General features: G+C 57.9%; 15 protein-coding genes and 1 other RNA gene. 13 read left to right on the forward strand and 3 right to left on the reverse strand.

What is annotated here, in order from left to right:
- Positions 1-20 precede the first annotated feature (20 nt).
- The 7 genes from H7B67_RS07685 (at position 21) to H7B67_RS07715 (ending at position 10,681) form a co-directional block, all read left to right on the forward strand.
- A complete protein-coding gene (locus H7B67_RS07685; RefSeq protein ID WP_185119189.1) occupies positions 21-905 on the forward strand; it encodes a carbohydrate ABC transporter permease in 885 nt (294 codons plus the stop codon).
- A gap of 74 nt (positions 906-979) precedes the next feature.
- Positions 980-2,587: an extracellular solute-binding protein gene (locus H7B67_RS07690; RefSeq protein ID WP_185119190.1), complete on the forward strand. Its 1,608-nt coding sequence runs from the start codon at positions 980-982 to the stop codon at positions 2,585-2,587.
- A 146-nt stretch (positions 2,588-2,733) separates the two neighbouring features.
- Complete coding sequence (locus tag H7B67_RS07695; RefSeq protein ID WP_245363263.1) at positions 2,734-5,073, forward strand: helix-turn-helix domain-containing protein; 2,340 nt, start codon at positions 2,734-2,736, stop codon at positions 5,071-5,073.
- Positions 5,074-5,254: 181 nt separating this feature from the next.
- Positions 5,255-7,849: an exo-rhamnogalacturonan lyase family protein gene (locus H7B67_RS07700; protein ID WP_221468684.1), complete on the forward strand. Its 2,595-nt coding sequence runs from the start codon at positions 5,255-5,257 to the stop codon at positions 7,847-7,849.
- Positions 7,846-8,529 (forward strand): DUF1961 family protein, encoded by a 684-nt coding sequence (locus tag H7B67_RS07705; protein ID WP_185119191.1) that lies wholly within the window; start codon positions 7,846-7,848, stop codon positions 8,527-8,529. The genes H7B67_RS07700 and H7B67_RS07705 overlap by 4 nt, the downstream gene beginning before the upstream one ends.
- A 23-nt stretch (positions 8,530-8,552) precedes the next feature.
- On the forward strand, positions 8,553-9,377 hold the full coding sequence (locus tag H7B67_RS07710; RefSeq protein ID WP_185119192.1) for a polysaccharide deacetylase family protein: 825 nt from the start codon (positions 8,553-8,555) through the stop codon (positions 9,375-9,377).
- A 23-nt stretch (positions 9,378-9,400) separates the two neighbouring features.
- Positions 9,401-10,681: a rhamnogalacturonan lyase family protein gene (locus H7B67_RS07715; protein ID WP_185119193.1), complete on the forward strand. Its 1,281-nt coding sequence runs from the start codon at positions 9,401-9,403 to the stop codon at positions 10,679-10,681.
- Positions 10,682-10,739: 58 nt separating this feature from the next.
- On the opposite strand, the gene H7B67_RS07720 is transcribed toward H7B67_RS07715, so the two are convergent.
- Both H7B67_RS07720 and H7B67_RS07725 read right to left on the reverse strand, forming a co-directional pair.
- Positions 10,740-11,924 (reverse strand): putative glycoside hydrolase, encoded by a 1,185-nt coding sequence (locus tag H7B67_RS07720; protein WP_185119194.1) that lies wholly within the window; start codon positions 11,922-11,924, stop codon positions 10,740-10,742.
- A 144-nt stretch (positions 11,925-12,068) separates the two neighbouring features.
- Positions 12,069-12,908 carry a YitT family protein gene (locus H7B67_RS07725; RefSeq protein WP_245363264.1) on the reverse strand — a complete coding sequence of 280 codons (840 nt, stop codon included), beginning with the start codon at positions 12,906-12,908 and terminating at the stop codon, positions 12,069-12,071.
- 286 nt (positions 12,909-13,194) lie between these two features.
- On the opposite strand from H7B67_RS07725, the gene cshA reads away from it, so the two are divergent.
- The 4 genes from cshA (at position 13,195) to H7B67_RS07745 (ending at position 16,330) form a co-directional block, all read left to right on the forward strand.
- The gene (gene cshA, locus H7B67_RS07730; protein WP_185119195.1) at positions 13,195-14,826 is read left to right on the forward strand and encodes a degradosome RNA helicase CshA; all 1,632 of its coding nucleotides are present in this window, start codon (positions 13,195-13,197) and stop codon (positions 14,824-14,826) included.
- Between the two features lie 35 nt (positions 14,827-14,861).
- On the forward strand, positions 14,862-15,629 hold the full coding sequence (locus tag H7B67_RS07735) for a YesL family protein (protein ID WP_185119196.1): 768 nt from the start codon (positions 14,862-14,864) through the stop codon (positions 15,627-15,629).
- Positions 15,630-15,681: 52 nt separating this feature from the next.
- Positions 15,682-15,864, forward strand: a non-coding RNA gene (ssrS, locus tag H7B67_RS07740) — 6S RNA.
- A gap of 82 nt (positions 15,865-15,946) precedes the next feature.
- The gene (locus H7B67_RS07745; RefSeq protein ID WP_185119197.1) at positions 15,947-16,330 is read left to right on the forward strand and encodes a DUF1499 domain-containing protein; all 384 of its coding nucleotides are present in this window, start codon (positions 15,947-15,949) and stop codon (positions 16,328-16,330) included.
- Positions 16,331-16,436: 106 nt separating this feature from the next.
- On the opposite strand, the gene tpx is transcribed toward H7B67_RS07745, so the two are convergent.
- Positions 16,437-16,955 (reverse strand): thiol peroxidase, encoded by a 519-nt coding sequence (tpx, locus tag H7B67_RS07750; RefSeq protein WP_185119198.1) that lies wholly within the window; start codon positions 16,953-16,955, stop codon positions 16,437-16,439.
- Between the two features lie 116 nt (positions 16,956-17,071).
- Between tpx and H7B67_RS07755 the strand changes: the two genes are divergently transcribed.
- Together H7B67_RS07755 and gltC are read left to right on the forward strand one after the other, a co-directional pair.
- Positions 17,072-17,677, forward strand: coding sequence for a rhomboid family intramembrane serine protease (locus tag H7B67_RS07755; protein ID WP_185119199.1), 606 nt, complete (start codon positions 17,072-17,074; stop codon positions 17,675-17,677).
- A gap of 46 nt (positions 17,678-17,723) precedes the next feature.
- Positions 17,724-18,626 (forward strand): glutamate biosynthesis transcriptional regulator GltC, encoded by a 903-nt coding sequence (gltC, locus tag H7B67_RS07760; RefSeq protein WP_185119200.1) that lies wholly within the window; start codon positions 17,724-17,726, stop codon positions 18,624-18,626.
- The last annotated feature ends 46 nt before the right edge of the window (positions 18,627-18,672 follow it).

Consider the following 18,672-nt stretch of genomic DNA (forward strand, 5'->3'; position numbering starts at 1 on the left):
CGTGAGAAGGAGGCAGACCCTTGAACAAAACGTACCGGACCTTCGGCGGAACCGTCTTCGACGCCGCGAACTACATCGTGCTGTCCGCCATCGGCATCGCCGCCGTTCTCCCGTTCCTATACGTTGTAGCGGGCTCGTTCGCGAGCGATACGGAATTGACGCAGCGGGCATTCTTCATCGTCCCTCACTCGTTCTCGCTGATGGCCTACAAGTACATTTTTTCGACCGACACCATTTTGCACAGCCTGATGAATTCCATGTACGTGACCGTAGTCGGAACTCTCGTCAACCTGGTCTTCACCGTTACGATGGCTTACGGACTCTCCAAAAAGAACGTCGCCGGACGAAATATGATAATGAACCTGATCATATTCTCCATGTTGTTCGGGGGCGGCCTCATCCCGACCTATCTGGTCGTCAGGGAGCTGCAACTGCTCGATTCGTACTGGGCGCTCATGCTGCCCGGCGCGATCAGCGCGTTCAACCTCATCATCGTCAAGAACTTCTTCCAGGAGCTCCCGCCGGAGCTGGAGGAAGCGGCCAAGATTGACGGATGCTCGGACCTGAGCCTGCTGTGGAGAATCGTGCTGCCGCTGTCGATGCCCGTTCTCGCCACGTTCACCTTGTTCTATGCCGTCGGGCATTGGAACAACTTTTTCTCCGCGCTGCTGTATATCAACGATCCGGAGAAGTGGCCGCTTCAGGTCATGCTCAGGCAGATCGTGCTGCTCTCCCAGATGGCCGCGGGCAGCGCCGACAGCGTCGATTACAATTACGTTCAGCAAGCCCAGCAATCGATCAAGATGGCGGTCATCGTCGTCGGCACTCTTCCTATCCTGTTCGTATATCCGTTCCTTCAGAAGCATTTCGCCAAGGGAGTGTTGATCGGTTCGGTCAAGGGGTGAACGGATGGCGATATCGATTGGCCTGCAAGGATGCACTTCATTCATTCGTTTATTTTAAAAAGGGAGGAACACAAATGAGACAAAGAAAGTTGAAATCGTGGACCATTCTTGCGGCAAGCGCGGTTGCGCTGGCGTCCCTGGCCGGATGCGGGGGAGACAACTCGAACTCGAACTCGAATTCGAATTCGGAATCGGCCGCTTCTCCGAAGGCTTCGCCCTCCGGCTCCGCGGGTCAGAAGGCCGGAACGGAGAAGCCGCTTGACTTAAGCATCATGCTGCCGATCTTCAAGACGAACTACCCTAAGGACGACGGCCCGGTCACCACGGAGATCGAGAAGAGAACGAACACGAACATTCACCTGGAATGGGTTCCTAACGCTTCCTACGCGGACAAATTCAACATTACGCTCGCATCGGGCAAGCTCCCTACGATTATCTACGTGCCGGACGTCAAAAATCCCAGCTTCGTCAACGCCGCCAAGAACGGCGCGTTCTGGGATCTGACCGGGTATCTGAAGGATTACGAGTACTTGAGCCAGGCGAACGAGGTCATCCTTAACAACTCGACCGTCGAAGGCAAGAATTACGGCATCTACCGCGGACGTGCGCTGGGCCGCAACGGCATCAATTACCGCAAGGATTGGCTGGAAGCGGTAGGCATGCAGCCCCCGAAGACGATAGACGATTTCTACAACATGTTGAAAGCGTTTAAAGAGAAGGACCCGGACAAGAACGGCAAGGACGACACGTACGGCATGGTGCTCGTCAAGTGGACCGGGCAATGGGCGAGCGGTTTCGATACGATCAAGCTGTGGTTTGGGGCGCCGAACAAGTGGGGAGTCGTAGACGGCAAGCTGGTGCCGGAGCATCAGACGAAGGAATATCTGGAAGCGCTCAAATTCATGAAGAAGCTGTACGAAGAAAAGCTGATCAACCAAGACTTCGCCGTGTTCGACAGCGCGAAGTGGAACGATCCCGTCGTCAACAATCAGGCCGGCGTCATCGTCGACGTTACCGACAACGCGGCGCGCCTGGACGATAAGATCCACGCGGCGCTTGCCTTGGAAGGCAAGGACAACCCGGACGTTCACTACGTGGACAATATGATCGGCGTGATCGGCGATCACGGGCTCCGCGCGCTGCCGACTTCCGGCTTCGCGGGCATGCTGGCGATTCCGAAGTCGACGGTCAAGACCGAGGAGGAGCTGAAGCGCGTGCTCGCGTTCATTGACCGGATGAACCAGCCGGAGCTTCAGACTCTGGCCGGGTACGGAATCGAAGGCAAGCATTATACGCTCGACGGCAGCGATATCGTTCAGAGCAAAGACACCGCTCTCCTCGAGTCGGAGGTCGAGGGGCTGAACCAGATGCTGACGTTCATTCCGGCCGATCAAGGCTTGAAGGTCAAGCAAACGCCGCTTCGCCTCCAAACGACCAAAATCCAGAAGGAAGCGGAGCAATACATCGTGCCGAATCCGGCCGAGCCGTTCATCTCGACCGTCTACTCGCAGAAGGGCCAGCAGCTCGACAACATCATCAACGACGCGCGCATTAAATTCATCGTCGGCCAAACCGACGAAGCCGGGCTTCTGTCCGCTTTCGAGACCTGGAAGAAATCGGGCGGGGACGATCTGACGAAGGAAATGAACGAATTGTACGCGGCCGCGAACAACAAGGGATAGGGATGAGAAATCAGGCCGTCCGGAGCGTTTCCGGACGGCCTTCTTCGGCTGCCGCCCCTTTTTTTGCCTTCCCCGTCCCCTCCGTATGGGGTATTCTTGAAGGGATAGCCCGCGGGCGACGATAACGACAAACGGGTGGTGAGCGAATGCTGTCTACGCTAAGAGCAGGGTTGGCGAGGGGGATCGAACGTTCCTCGGCCCGAATGGGGCGCTTCTATACGAAGAGCCTGATCATGATCTTTCTCGTCTCCGGCATTCCCGGTCTCATTACCGGGGCTCTCGTTTACGAGATCGCCGGGGGGCGGATGGAGAACGAGCTGCTGCAGATGCACTACAAGCAGATCGAGCAAAGATCGAAGATCATCGACGATCAGCTCGGCAACCTGGAGCTTCTCTTGTCGCATTGGGCGTTCGACAACAAGTTCGGAAGCGAGCTTCAAGAGATGGATTTCGTCCGCAGCTTCGAGAAGACGATCGATCTGACGAAGACGCTGATCGCGATGCAAGGCTCCAACGCGATGGTCAAACAGGCGGAGCTCTACGTAAGCCGGGAGAATTCCGTGCTGTTCAACCCGGAGTACGGAGTTCTCGGGGAAGATTCCGCGTCGCGAGTTTACGAGCCTCTATTGCGGGGGCCCGCCGAGACGTTTTGGACGCAGTGGGCGTTCGATGCCCAGCGTCCGAACGATAAAGACCTCGCGCTCGTTCACCGCATCCCCGGAGGCAGTCTTCAGCCTTACGGCGTGTTGGCGTTCCGGTTCAACAGCGACAAGTTCGCCGATCTCCTGAAGACGATGACGCCGTATAACGACGGGGAGACCTTGCTCATGCAAACGACGGGGGATCTGTATGTTTCCGCAAATGGAAGCGCTTACGATTCTCCTTTCGCGGTCGCGCTTCGCGAGAAGGTAGAGTCCGACGGGCGGACGAACGGATCGTTCTTCCTGGACTGGAAGGGGGCCACGTATACCGTGTCGTTCGGAAGCTTGTCCCGCATCGCGGACGAATGGATCTACGTGTCGGCCGCGCCCATATCGAACATTACTTCGCCCGTCGTCACGATCTCGAAGGTCATCATTTCGGTCAGCCTTGCCGTATTGATCGTCGCGGCCGCTCTGGCGTGGCTTGCCTCGCACAGGATCTATTCCCCGGTGCGCCGCTTGGTGACGCTGTTCGGGGAGACGGGGAATGGGCAAGGCCGCGAGGACGAGTTCGCCCTTATCGAGCGCAGATGGCTTAGTCTTCACGAGGAGAGCCTCGAGCTGAACACGAAGCTGGCGAAGCAGCTGCCTCAGATCAAGGAGAGCTTCCTGCATCAGCTGCTGCAAGGCTATCTGTACGCCTATTCGGAAGAGGATCTTCTTAGGCGCATGGAGCAGCTGAAGTGGGAGCTGACGGACCGCAGCCTGATCGTCTTCTACATCCAGCTGATCGGGATCGGAGCCCAGGAAGCCCGGTTCCGGGAAGGCGACGAAGGGCTCGTTACGTTCGCCGCCGTCAACATGATCGGCGAGCTGGCGGACCGGCGCTTCGAGCAGAGCAGCACGGTCAACTTCCACGACCTGACCGCCGGCTTGCTTGCCGTCGTGCCGAACGGGGAGGATTACAAGGCTTCGCTGCAATCGTTCGGGGAAGAGCTCACCCAGTCGATCAACCAGATCCTGAATCTGCGGATCGCCGTCGCCGTCAGCCGTCCGATCGCCCGCGTCTCCGACGTTCCTCTCGCTTACGAGCGGGCAAAGCAGGCGGCCGGCTACCGAAACTTCGCCAACGTCAATCAGATCATCGATATGGACGAAGTCGATTCGAACGGAGACGCCCCGGAGGAGCTGCGGTATCCGTTTACGCTGGAGCGGGAGCTGATCCAGGCTCTGCGCACGGGGCGGGAGCGGGAGGCGGAGGAACTGCTCGAATCGTTCCTAGCCGCGCTTTCCTGCGAAGGGGCCAAGGAATACGAGGTTCAGCAAGGGATGCTTCATCTGCTTGGCAATGTCCAGCATGCGATCATGGTGTCCGGCATTCATCCGGGCCGCCTGTTCAAGGGAGAGAACCTGTACGAGGAGCTCTCCCAAATCCGGGAGCCGAGAAGAATGCTGGCCTGGTTCCGCAGGAAGGTGCTGCTGCCGTTCCAGACGGAGCTGGCGAGCCGCTCGGACGCCCAGGTGAAGAGAATGATCGAGCAGGCGATGATCTATCTTCAAGAGAATTACATGGCCGATATCTCGCTGGACAACTGCGCCGAGCATGCGGGCTGCAATCCGTTTTTCCTGAGCAAGGCGTTCAAGCAGGTTACCGGCAAAAACTTCATCGATTATTTGACGGAGCTGCGGACGGACAAGGCAAAGGAGCTGCTTCGGGATACGGAGCTCAGGATCAACGAGGTCGCCGAGCGGGTCGGCTATCAGCATAGCTACTTCAATCGAATCTTCAAGAAGATGGAGGGAATGACTCCGTCCCGATATCGGGAACTGAGCCGGCACGGTTGAACCGAACTTCATTTTCTTGCGAAGGGGAAAAGGGAAAGAGACGCGGAGGAGCAACAATGTGCAAATGCGATCCGAAATGTCCAAAGCGCCCTTCCGGCGATCGGCAATAATGTCCGATTGTCCGCAAGCGGGAGCTCTCCTAGAATGAAGCCCATAACGCACTCAAAGGAGAGATGGAGTCATGGACAGCAAGGCGGCAGGTCCTAAGGGCGTTCGGTTGAGATGGCTAGGCGAGGGCGCTTCGCTTCCGGTCGGGGTAACATGGGGGGTTCCTTGGAAGCAAGGAGAGCTGAGACGGGACGAGAAGCTTAGCCTGGTATCGGAGGATGGACGATCTTGCGGGGTCCAGAGCTGGCCCGCCGCGTATTGGCCGGACGGAACCGTGAAGTGGTCGGCCCATGCGGCTGCCGGACTCGCGGGAGAAGCGAAGGAGTTCCGTCTTCTGAAGGGAGAGGCGGAGACTTCCTCAACCCAGGCGGTTAGCGTGACCGAGACGGACGAGAAGATCGTGCTGGACACCGGGCTCATCCGGCTATCGCTAGGGAAGCAAGGTTCCCATTGGCTGCGAAGCATCGAACGCGAAGGGAGAGCCTTGTGCGAAGGAGGCGCGCTGGTCTGTCTGCAAGAATCGTGCAGCGAAGCGTCGGGCGCGCGAACGGTCCGTGAGGAGCCCTTCGAGAGCCGGGTCCACCGGGCGGTCGTGGAACAGGGAGGGCCGATCCGGGCCGTCGTCCGCTTGGACGGACGGCACCGCTCCGTCGCGAGCGGGCGGGAGTGGCTTCCCTTTACGCTTCGGGTTTACGTGTACGCGGGGCTTGAGACGATTCGGATCGTTCATACGTTCGTCTATGACGGCAACCCTCATCAGGATGCGATACGCGGCTTGGGCATCCGGTTCACGGTTCCGATGCGTGGGGCCCCTTATAACCGTCATATTCGGTTCGCCGGCGATCGGGGCTGGTTCGCGGAATCGCCGAAGACCTTGCATACCCGGAGGACGAAAGGCAAGTACCGCGAGCTGTTCGAGAGCCAAACCCGCGGAGTGACCGTTCGCTTCGATTCGGAGCAGGACTCTTACTTCCTCGGCCTGCTGGACGACTCGGCAACCTGGGACAGCTTCCGGCTCGCTCAGCATTCCGCCCGGCATTACCGAATCTCGAAACGGACGAAGCCGGGCTGCAGCTGGGTCAAGGCGGCCGACGGCCGGCGCGCGGGCGGCCTTGCCTATGCCGGAGGCGAAGGAGGAGGTCTCGCCGTCGGCCTCCGCCGTTTCTGGGAGAAGAATCCGTCAGGCTTCGAGATAAGCGGCGCGGCGGGGTTGAGGGCCGACTTCGCCGTTTGGTTCTGGTCTCCGGACGGCCCGGCGATGGACCTGCGGCATTACGACACCGAGACGCACGTCGAATCGTCCTACGAGGGAGCCGAAGAGCTGCGCGCCACCCCTTACGGCATCGCCAATACGAGCGAGCTGCTGTTATGGGCGGAGGAAGAGACGCCGGCCGAGGAACGGCTTGAGAGGATGCTGCGGGAGTGCCGCAATCCCTCCTTGCTCGTTTGCGAGCCTTCTTACTATCACGAGGCCAAGGCGTTCGGAATATGGAGCCTTCCGGACCGAAGCAAGCCGGAGCTGGCGAGGCTGGAGGAGAGGCTGGACGGCATCGTCGCTTACTACCAGAGGGAGATCGAGCAGAGGGATTGGTACGGCTTCTGGGATTTCGGGGATGTCATGCACAGCTACGATCCCGTCCGCCATGTCTGGAATTACGATCTCGGCGGCTGCGCGTGGCAGAATACGGAGCTGGCTCCGAACATGTGGCTATGGGCCATGTTTCTCCGCTCCGGCCGAGAGGATCTGTTCCGCATGGCCGAGGCGATGACGCGCCATACGAGCGAGGTGGACGCCTACCACATCGGGGAGTATGCGGGGTTGGGCTCAAGGCATAACGTCGTCCATTGGGGCTGCGGATGCAAGGAAGCGCGCATCGCGATGGCCGGATTGCATCGCTACTATTATTATTTGACGGCGGACGAACGCACGGGAGACCTGCTGGACGACGTCAAGGACGCGGACTTCGCCACGGTCCGGCTCGATCCCATGCGAGCCTATTTCCCCCCGGACGAACATCCCACCCATATTCGAGTCGGACCGGACTGGGCGGCCTTCAGCTCGAACTGGATGACCCGTTGGGAGCGCTACGAGGATACCGTCTACCGCGACAAGATCCTGACGGGCATCGCTTGCCTCAAGAGCGCGAACTTCCGGCTGATCTCCGGCCCGACCTACGGCTACGATCCGGTTACGAGCAAGCTGACGCCGATGGGCGACGACAATTGGGGGCGGCACTTGGCCATCTGCATGGGAGGGCCGCAGGCGTGGTTCGAGCTGGCCGACATGCTTCGGGATCCGGAGTGGGAGGACATGCTCGCCGAATTCGGGGTTTATTACAATCAGACGCAGGAGCGGAAGGACCTTCTGACGAAGGGAGCCGTCAGCGGGACGCGCTTCGAGCATCCCGTGCTGAGCGCGGGAATCGCGGCGTTCGGCGCTTATTATCGGCAAGATAGCGAGACGGCGAAGACCGTATGGGACATTCTGCTCGCCAACGAGTATGCCGTAATCGACCTGCAGGGCGAGACGCGCGAGGTCGCGCACGTCGATCGGTTGAGCGAGATCGACTGGATCAACACGAACGAGGCGGCGCAGTGGTCGCTCAATACGATCATCGCGTTGGAGCTCATCGCAAGCGAGCTTCCGGAAGGGAGGAGCGGGATATGAACGAAAGTCGTATTCCGGACGGATGGCGACTGATTTACCGCAATCCGTTGAGCTCTCCGTCCGACGCGGAAGGCTTCCGAATGGAGGGGGACGGCGCGGTATCGTTTCCGCTGGGCCGCATGCGGCTGGAGAGCTTGCGCGATCCGGCCGAGGGACAGCTCGCGAATCTGGTGTTCTGGTGCCCCGAAGAGTTTCCCGAAGAGCTGGCGATCTCCTGGGAGTTCCTCCCTCTAAGGGAGCCAGGCCTCGCGATTCTGTTCTTCTGCGCGAGAGGGAACGGAGGAATGGATTTGTTCGATCCCGCGCTGGCTAGGAGAACGGGGATCTACGACCAATACCACCACGGGGATATCCATGCTTATCATCTCTCCTACTTCCGCCGAATGCGGGAGGAAGAACGGAAGCTTCATACGTGCAACCTGCGCAAGAGCTACGGCTTCCATCTGGCGGCCCAAGGGGCGGATCCGATACCGGGCACGGCGGACGTGAAGGAGCCCTACCGCATGCTGATCGTTAAACAGGGAACCGGAATTGCCGTCTCGGTGAACGAGCTGCCTCTTTTCCGCTGGAAGGACGACTCTTCGCTCGGAGGACCCCCGCACGGCAGAGGGAGAATCGGTTTCCGCCAGATGGCTCCTCTGATCGCCGAATACGCGAATGTCAAAGTTTACGCCCCTTAAAGCGGGGCGAAGGAGAGGATCGAATGAACAAGGTTCTGCTGTGCTTCCCCGGAGGCAGGCACAAAGCGCTGACGATGAGCTATGACGACGGAAGATCGGCGGATCGCCGACTGGTCGAGGTGTTTAACCGCAACGGCATCAAGGGAACGTTCCACCTGAATTCCGGCTTGCTGGGCACGGACGATCGCATCGCGGAAGAGGAAGCGCGTTCCCTGTACTCGGGGCATGAGGTGTCCGCGCATACGGTTACCCACCCGACCATCGCGCGCTGTCCCAACGAAACGATCGTTCACGAGGTGATGGAGGATCGAAGGCGGCTGGAGAGCATCGTCGGCTACGCGGTTCGGGGAATGTCTTACCCGAACGGCTCCTACGACCGCCGGATTCAAGCCATGCTTCCCGGGCTCGGCATCGAGTACGCCCGCGTCGTTCCGAGCACGGGACAATTCGGCTTGCCGGACGATTGGCTGGAGTGGAAGCCGACTTGCCATCATAACGGCGACTTGATGGAACTGGCCGAGACGTTCGTCGGCTTGCATAAGCGGCAATATTTATACCTGATGTACGTCTGGGGGCATAGCTATGAATTCGACAACGACGGCAATTGGGAGCAGATCGAACGGTTTTGCTCCTATGTCGGGGGCAGAGAAGAGATCTGGTACGCGACCAACATCGAGATCGTCGATTATGTCAAAGCCTACGGCCAATTGAAGTTCGCCGCTTCGCTCGACTTCGTCCATAATCCGACCGCGCGGAGCGTATGGCTCAGCGCGAACGGCCGAATCGTCGAGGTCAAGAGCGGAGAGACGAAGGAACTGACGGAGTCGCGGGATCTAAACCCGGCTTAACGGGGAGGAGAGGAGCGGGAACGATGGACAAGAATGCCAAGGCGCCTTATTTGGCGGGGAGCATCGATATCCGCGCGGCCGGACCACGTTGCAGGATGCTGGCGGGAGATCTGGACGGAGACGGAAGGATGGAGCTAGTGCTCGTGCAGCCCGACAACCGACAGGACGTCCGCTTCGTTCCGCATCAGACGCAGTGTCTGACGGCGTTCGATCTGGACGGACGGCAGCTCTGGCAAGTCGGCAAGCCCGACCCCGGCGCGGGTTCGGCGGGTTCGGACTATCCTGCCCAGATCGCCGACGTCGACGGGGACGGACAGATCGAGGTGCTCTGCGTCATGAACGACCGGCTGCTCGTGCTGTCCGGCAGAACGGGCGAGCAGAAGCGTTCGTTCGGGCTGCCTCATCCCGAGGCTCACGATTGCATCGTGGCCGCCCGGCTGACGAACGCCTCTTGGGCCGGAGATTTTCTGCTGAAGGATCGTTACCGTACCCTATGGGCCCTTGATGCGAACGGCCGTGTGCTATGGAAGCATGAGGGGAATACGGGACATTATCCGTGGGTATACGACTTCGACGGGGACGGCTTGGACGAAGTGATGGTCGGCTACGACCTGCTGGACCATGACGGGCGGCTGCTCTGGAGCTGCCGCGGCTTGGACGACCATGCGGATTGCATCTGGGTGGGAGACGTGAACGGGGACGGGGAACCGGAGATCGTCATCGGAGGCAGCGTAACGGTGATGTACGACCCGCGCGGGAACGAGCTGTGGCGGTATTCGGGCTCGGTCGAATCCCAGCATATCGCGCTCGGGCGCTTCCGCCCCGAGCTAGCCGGATTGCAGGTCGCCGGGCTCGATCGCTTGGTTCGCGAAGATGACGGGCTTGGCCGCAAGGGCAAGGACGCGATCTTCCTGCTGGACTCCGAAGGCCGCGAGTTGTGGAAGGAAGACCGCAAGACGGACGGCTGGCTGACGATCGTGGAGCCGCTTGGTTTCTGGGCGCCGGACGCTCCCGATTATATTTTGGCCTATCGCCGCGGGGGCGGAGTCGCTCCCGCCTTATACGACGGCCATATGGAGGTCGTCGTCCGATTCCCGACCGAAGGCTACGCCTTGCATGCGGACCTGTGCGGCACCGGCTTGGAGCAGGTCGTGCTGTATACGGATGAACGGGCTTGCGTCTATTCGAGCGTCGCGCTCGAACTCCGGAATACGCGCTCGGACCGGCCGCTTCCGCAGCCCAAGAGGTTATCGAATTCGACGCTGTACCCCGGCGGAGAGGTCCCGCTAGTAAGTCCGAGATAAAGAAAGGCCCGTGCATGCCGGATTGAGCATGCACGGGCCTTTCTATACTAACGAAGGCTTAATAAGTCGCCCCGCTCGAATACTTGTTGCCGGCGTTCCACAGGAGGAATTCCTCCACGCCGGAATCGTTCAAGGCTTTGACCTGCGCGGATACCTCCGCCGCCCCGTACTTGATGTAGTGCCCCTTGCCGAGCCAGCTCGCCGTGAAGTCCTGGATCCACGGGCGAATGACGGGCCCCGAGTCTCCCAGCTCCTCCAGCTTCTTGTGCGTGTCTTCCATCGCGCCCTTGACGGTCTCATAAGGAGCGGTGTCCGGATTCGGCTGCTTGAACCAGCCGGTGCTGTAATGGCTCGGATAAATCATCGGGCTGATGACGTTGACCGCGTCGGAGATCTTGACGAAGTCCTGCCCGATTCCTTCCGCGGCCGGCACGGATGCGGCATAGCCGAAGATGTCGACGGATACCCGAACGCCGAGCGGCGCAAGCTGCTCCCGGGCGTAATGGACGAAGTCGGAGACGATGTCGACGCGGCTCTCCTCCGTCTTGTAGAACTTGAGATGGTCGGCTTTCTTCTCGAAGCCTTCCGGGAATCGCACGTAATCGAATTGGATCTCCTTGAAGCCGAGCGCCGCGGCTTCCTTGGCGATCGCGACGTTGTAATCCCAGACTTCCTTCCGATAAGGATTGACGAAGCTGTCGCCCTTGCCGTTCTTCCATACGGAGCCGTCCGAAGCGACGTACGAGAGCTCCGGATGCTTCTTGGCCAGGACCGTATCCTTGAATACGACGACTCTGGCGATCGGGTAGATCTGATGCTCCTTTAACGTACTCATAAGCCCCTTGATGTCCTTGATAAAAGGCTGGGGCGTCCCGAGCTTCCGGAGTTCGGCGTTGTCGGTCTTGTAAGTGATGTAGCCGCTGTCGTCCTTGATGTCGATGACCATGGAATTGAGCTCGGTCTTGTCGAGAAGGTCCAGCAAGGTGGACCTTCGTGCGCCGCCAGCGCTGTAAGCGGTAACATAGATGCCCTTGACCTTGGGAGCATCCGGTTGAGGGTCCGACAGGGCGCCGTTCGAAGAGGCATCGTCGCCGGTCGCGGAAGGGTTCTGGCCTTGGTTCTGCGTTTGACTCTGATAGACGGCATGAACGAAGCGGCTCAGCGAGTTCTGCTGAGGCTGCTCATCGGATAAAGCGCTTGTCGCGGTGTGAAGAATCAGGAACAAAGTCAGCAGAAAGTCCATCGAATCTCTCTCCCTATTACTCTTTGTCCCGATTATAAACGAGAATAATAGAGGGAGACAGGGGTATTTTGTAGGAAAATGCCGAAATTGCGAATTTAGCCCAAAGGCCTCTGGCCGTATCCGCTCGGAGCCCGAGACGCTTGTTTAATGCAGCGGTTTCTTCCTGAACTCGCCGATGACATCGATCGTCTGCACGACGTTCACGAACGCCCTGGGATCCACGTCTCGAATCAGCTTCCGAAGCTCGGCCAGCTCGTAGCGCGTCGTTACGGTCATCAGCATGTCCTTTTCCTCGCTCGTATAGGCCCCTTTGGTTCGGAGAATGGTGACTCCCCTCGGGATTTCGAGCAGGCGCCCGGCAAGCTCGGCCGTGCGGTTCGTAACGATAAAAGCGGTGACTTTGCGATGCGGAGTATGAACGGCGTCGATAACCTTTCCCGTCACGAAGATCGACAGCATAGAATAAAAGGCGGCATCCCAATCCCGTTTGTAGAGACCGAGCGCTAGCACGACGGCCGTGTTCAGAATAAAAATAAGTATGCCCACGGGAAGATCCCGTTTCCGCGAGATAATGGAAGCGATGATGTCGAAGCCTCCCGAGGAGCCGCCGTACCGAAGCGCGATCGCGGTGCCCGCGCCGACGAGCACGCCTCCGAATACGGAAGAGATGAGCCGTTCGTCCGTCATGTCGCCTAGAGGAATGATTTGCATGAACAGAGTAGTGAAGACCACGTTGAGAACGCTGAGAAGAATAAACCTCCGGCCTAGAATGGTCAATCCCCACATCAAAACAGGCACGTTAAGGACAAAATACAAGATGCCGATGTTCCAATCGGTAACGTAACCGACGATGATCGCAACGCCGGATAATCCGCCGCTTAAGAGTCCTTCCGGAATGATTAGCAGGCGGAAGCCGGCGGCAATGGCCGCCGCCGAGACCGCCATCGCGACGATGCCGAAGATCAGGGACATCCTTTTGTTCATCCGATCCGAGCCCCCAGACTTGAATGAGCCGATTTTTGATTAGGGTACCCTGGGCCAAGAAGGTCATTCAGCGGGAGACGGGCGCGACGAACCGGGGTTGGTTAACAATTCCATGTAAGGAAAGGGATCGAAAAGACGGGGAGGAGAAGAAGGAGAACGGAAGCCCAATTTTTGCGTGAAAGAGAATGACTGGAGTTTCCAGTGTCGTTTGTGGTATAATTACCTGTATATTTTTTTGGAAGCCGAATTGAATAAGGCACCATTACAGAAGGAGTTTGAAAAAAATTTGAGCACATTCTCAGAATTCGGGTTGGAGTCGGACGTACTTCAAGCCATTACCGATTTAGGTTACGAAGAACCGACCCCGATTCAAGCACACGCGATTCCCGTCGCTCTCAGCGGTCGAGATATGATTGGTCAGGCCCAGACAGGGACCGGTAAAACCGCAGCCTTCGGGATTCCGCTCGTCAGCAAGATCGCTGCATCCGAAGACCGCATCGTCACTTTGATCATGACGCCTACTCGCGAACTCGCTATTCAAGTAGCGGAAGAAATCGAGAAGCTGGGCCGCACGAAGGGCATTCGCTCGCTTCCGATCTACGGCGGCCAAGACATCGGGCGCCAAATCCGCGGACTCAAGCGCCGCCCTCAGATTATTATCGGCACGCCGGGCCGACTTCTTGACCATATCAACCGGAAGACCATTCGTTTGGACGACGTTCAGACCGTCGTGCTGGACGAAGCGGACGAAATGCTCGACATGGGCTTCATGGAAGACATCACTTCCATTCTGAGCCTCGTTCCGGAAGAGCGTCAAACGCTGCTGTTCTCGGCGACGATGCCGGCTAACATTCAGAAGCTGGCGCAGCAGTTCCTGAAGAATCCGGAGCACATCTCCATGATTCCGAAGACGCAGACGACGAACAAGAACATCCAGCAATTCTATATCGAGGTTCAAGAGCGGATGAAGTTCGACGGCCTCTGCCGCTTGCTCGATATGGAGCCGCCGGAGCTGGCGATCATCTTCGGCCGCACGAAGCGCCGCGTCGCCGAGCTGTCCGAAGCTCTCATGAAGCGCGGATACGCGGCCGACGGCCTTCACGGCGACCTGTCGCAGAATCAACGCGATGCGGTCATGCGCAAGTTCCGCGACGGCAGCATCGACGTCCTCGTAGCGACCGACGTTGCCGCGCGCGGCCTGGATATCTCCGGCGTCACGCACGTCATCAACTTCGACCTTCCCCAAGACCCGGAGAGCTACGTTCACCGGATCGGCCGTACCGGCCGCGCGGGCAAGGAAGGAACCTCCTGGACGTTCGTCACTCCGCGCGAGACGGATCATCTCCACTTCATCGAGAAGATTACCCGTCACCGCATCTCCAAGAAGCCGCTTCCTACCCTCAGCGAAGCCATGGAAGGCAAACAACGCGTCATCGCCGAGAGAATTATCGAGGCGGTCGGGAACGAAGAAGATACCAATGCGTATAAGTGGGTAGCGGCCCAGCTGCTTGAGCAATACGATTCCGTTCAATTGCTTGCTGCGGCGATGAAGCTGCTGACGGGCGACAAGAAGGACGTAGCGGTCGAGCTGACTCCGGAAGATCCGATCCGCTCGAAGAAGCGCAAATTCGACGGGCGCAGCGGCGGCTACGGAGGCCAAGGACGCGGAGGCTACGGCCAGCGTCGCGAAGGCGGCTACGGAGGCCAAGGGCGCGGAGGCTATGGCCAGCGTCGCGAAGGCGGCGGCTATAACGGCGAGCGTCGCGGCAACTACGGCGGCGGCGGCGGCCAAGGTGGCGGCTATCGCAAGCCTTACCGCGAAGGCGGCCAAGGACGCCGCGAAGACGGAGGCGGCTACCGCAACGATCGCCGCGAGGAATCGCGCGGCTCTCGCAGCGAGGATTACGTGAACATCTAATCGCACCACACGATGGCACCTAGGGAGGAATACCCATGGAAATGCGGGGCATGATGGGCGGCTTTTACAAGATCTCGGAGTGGATCATGCGATTGTCCGTTACGAACGTTCTTTGGGTGGTTTGTTCGATACCGGTATTCTTCTTCGCCCTGACGGCTCTCCTTACCTCGGAGACCACAGGGCAGCTGGTGGCGAACGTGATCATCATCTCCATTCTGTCCCCATTTACTCTGTTTCCGGCGACCTCGGCCATGTTCTCGGTCGCCCGGAAGTGGGTAATGGGAGATACGGACGTTCCGCTGTTCAAGACTTTCTTCAGAAGCTACAAGCAGAACTATGTACAAGCCATGCTTGGCGGAATCATCTATGCCGTTCTGTTCGCGATTCTGATCGTCGATTACCAAGTCTATTTAAAAGACCTTAAAGGCTTCGGCGTTCTGGCCATTTTGTTTCTGGCGCTGATGGTCCTGCTGTTCATCTCGCTGTTCCAGTTTTTCTCTTTGCTGTCGCACTTTCATATGAAGACGATGCAATTGATCAAGAATGCGGTCATTCTGACGATAGGTCGGCCGTTGCGTTCTCTGTCCACGGCAGTTGTGAGCGGTTTCATTCTTTATATCAGCGTCTTCAAGTTCACGTTCCTCATTCCGTTCTTTATGGGAAGCGTCATCGCGGTGTTCGCGTTCTTCAACTTCTATCAAACGATCCAGAAGATGCAGGCTAAGAATGCCGCCGCGGAAGAAGACGGCGAAGCGCTTCCGATCGAGGATTCCCCGACTAAAGACGATGAAGAGATCAAATAAGGACGATTGATGTCACGGGTTTACTTTTGCCGTGCCTGTGATTATAATGTTCTTACTCCTGCGATGTGCGTCACGACGATATATTGTTTTGAACCAATGCAATTTCACCGGGAGTTCGACATTGTCCGGCGGCTGGCATGCCCCCGAAAGGGGAAGTCAAAAGCGCGGACTGAGGACACCCACCTGCGAGAGCGGGTTCAGAAACTTGCGCGTCGAACGGCAGAGCGGGTTTTTTCTTTTTATTGCCTTTAATCCCCGGGACAAGCGTGTTATTATTATTAGAAGCGCATATGGCACCCGGAGGGAGAGAATGTGTATTGCTTAAGCGATTGCTCATCGGATTGTTCCGCAGCCAGGAGCATACGGGCGACAAGGCGAAGGATCCGAAGCTGAAGTCTCATTATTACCGTATGCCCAAGGATAAGGCATGGGACGAAGTCCTGTCTATCCTGAAGAAGATGCAGGGCTATAAGATTCTCCACGAGGTCCCCAATATCGGCGAGATCGTCATGGAGAAGCGCACGATGTCGGGGCGCACGATGGACATCACGATTCAGATCGTGGGAACGGGTCCCGGGCGGTCGGCCGTCGACATCTATTCTGCCTCCAGAGGCTCTCTGGGAGACTTGGGAGCGAACTATCGCGTCATTCAAGAGATTTATGGCGTTCTGGACAAGAAACTCTCCGCTTACAAAGCATAACTCAAGATTACCGAACATATAGGTGCAACCCGCACCGCACCAAAAAAAGCGAGGAAGGCGGAAGGCCTTGTCTCGCTTTTTTTTGACGAATTGTCGCCTGCGGAGATTAAAGCAAGCTGCGGACGGCCGCAATCGCCGAATCGTAGTCCGGATGCTCGGTCATTTCCTTGAGGACTTCGATGTAAGTCAGCTTGTCGTTCTGATCGAGGACGAAGATGGAGCGCATATCCAATTGAAACTCTTTGATAAGTACGCCGTATGACTTACCGAAGGAATTATCCTTGTAGTCGGACAGAAGGACGACGCGATCGACTCCGGCGGCTCCGCACCAGCGGGCTTGGGCGAACGGAAGGTCCGCGCTGACCGTCAGGATGACGACTCCTTCGCCGAGCTTGGAAGCCTCTTCGTTGAAACGGCGGGTTTGGGCGTCGCACACGCCGGTATCGATGGAAGGAACGACGCTGATCAGCTTCACCTTGCCTGCGTAATCCTGAAGCGATGCGGTCTCCAGAAGATTCTTGCTAAGTTGGAAGTCCGGCGCTTGCTCGCCGACTTTAAGCTCGGGTCCTACCAAGGTAAGCGGGTTGCCTTTGAATGTGGCTACGTTCGCGCGTTCTTGACTCATGGTTGGGTGTACCTCCTTCAAGAATATGGGCTTGCCGAATATCATTATAAACTTTGCCAATTATCGTTGTCCAATAATCGGAAGAGAATATAGGAAAGTCAGAATGGGGGCTCTTCATGATCTTCGTCCGCTACGAGAGCTGGAGGCAGTATCTCCGGCTGTACCCCGTCAATTCCGTCATCATAGCCGCATGCATCGCGATGTTCGTCGTCGAATTGATCGGGGGAGGCTTTACCAACGGGAATTTGCTGCGTTTGGGAGCGATCACAACCTATGAAGAGTATGACGGGTTCTGGCGCTATGCGGCTGCCTTGTTCCTGCATGGAAGCTGGCCGCATATTATTTTTAACTTGTTCGCCATCTTCGTGTTCGCTCCTCCCCTGGAAAGGATGTTCGGACACGTCCGATATGCGCTTTTTTACTTGGTCACAGGCGTTCTGGGCAACGTCATTGCGGTCTGGGCCGCTACGGAAGGCATGATCGGAATCGGCGCTTCTACGGCGATTTACGGGCTTTACGGGGCCTATTTATATATTTGCTTATTTGAGCGTCATAAACTGGATCCCGGTTCCAGAACGACGGTCTACGGCATTCTGGCGACGGGGCTTATTTACTCTTTTATCGTCCCGAACGTCGGTTACTGGGCCCATATCGGGGGGCTTGTCATCGGATTCGCGCTTTATAAGCTCCTCGGCCCGAAGCTGGAGCGTTCCTACAGGTAACGGGATCGAAAAGGGTTTACGTATTTTCCGGAGGGAGTAACGTCAGGTGGAATTGCGACAATTGCAATATTTCGTACACGTGGCGCGCATGCAGCACGTCACCAAGGCAGCTGAGGAGTTGCACGTCGCCCAATCGGCGGTAAGCCGCCAGATTCATCGGTTGGAAGAGGAGCTTGGCGTTAGGCTCTTCATGCAGCGCGGGAGGAACGTTCAGCTGACGCCGGTGGGCCAGCTGTTCCTCAAGAGGGCGGAAGAGATTCTGCAGGATCTCGATCGCGCCGTCAACGAGATTCATGAATTTCTCGACCCGGAGGTCGGAGAGATTCGCCTCGGATTCCCGCACAGCTTGGGCACGCATCTTATTCCCAAGGTTATCGCGTCGTTCCGGAAGAAGCATCCGAACGTGAAGTTCCGGTTTCGCCAAGGCATGTATCCTTCGCTGATTCGGGACGTTGTCGAGGCGGAGGTGGATCTGGCGTTCATCTCGCCTATGCCCGACAAGAGCGATCGGGTCGAGGGCGAGGTCATCCTGACGGAAAGCCTGTGCGCGATTCTGCCGAAGGATCATCCGCTCGCAAGCGAAGAGTATATCGATCTGAACCAATTGAAGGACGATACGTTCGTTCTGTTCAGCCAAGGCTACTCTTTGCGCCCGATCGTCTGGGAGGCTTGCCGGAATGCCGGCTTCCTGCCGAAGATCGGCTTCGAGGGCGAGGAGACGGACACGATTCGCGGCTTCGTCGCCGCCGGCATGGGGGTGAGCTTGCTTCCGGAGATGGCGCTTAGCCTTCAGAGCTCGTTCATGCCCGCCATCGTGAAGATCCGCGAGCCTAACGTGACAAGGACGATCGCTCTCATCCGCAGGGCGGGAGAGAAGCCTTCCACCGTCGTGAAGCTCTTCCACGATTACCTGATCGATTACTTCCGCAATGTGTATCAGCCAAGCTGATTGCGATGCAACAAAAATAGGGAGCTCCGATCCGTCATCCCGGGAT

It is taken from the genome of Cohnella thailandensis (assembly GCF_014212135.1).
In the GTDB taxonomy this organism is placed as follows: domain Bacteria; phylum Bacillota; class Bacilli; order Paenibacillales; family Paenibacillaceae; genus Cohnella; species Cohnella thailandensis.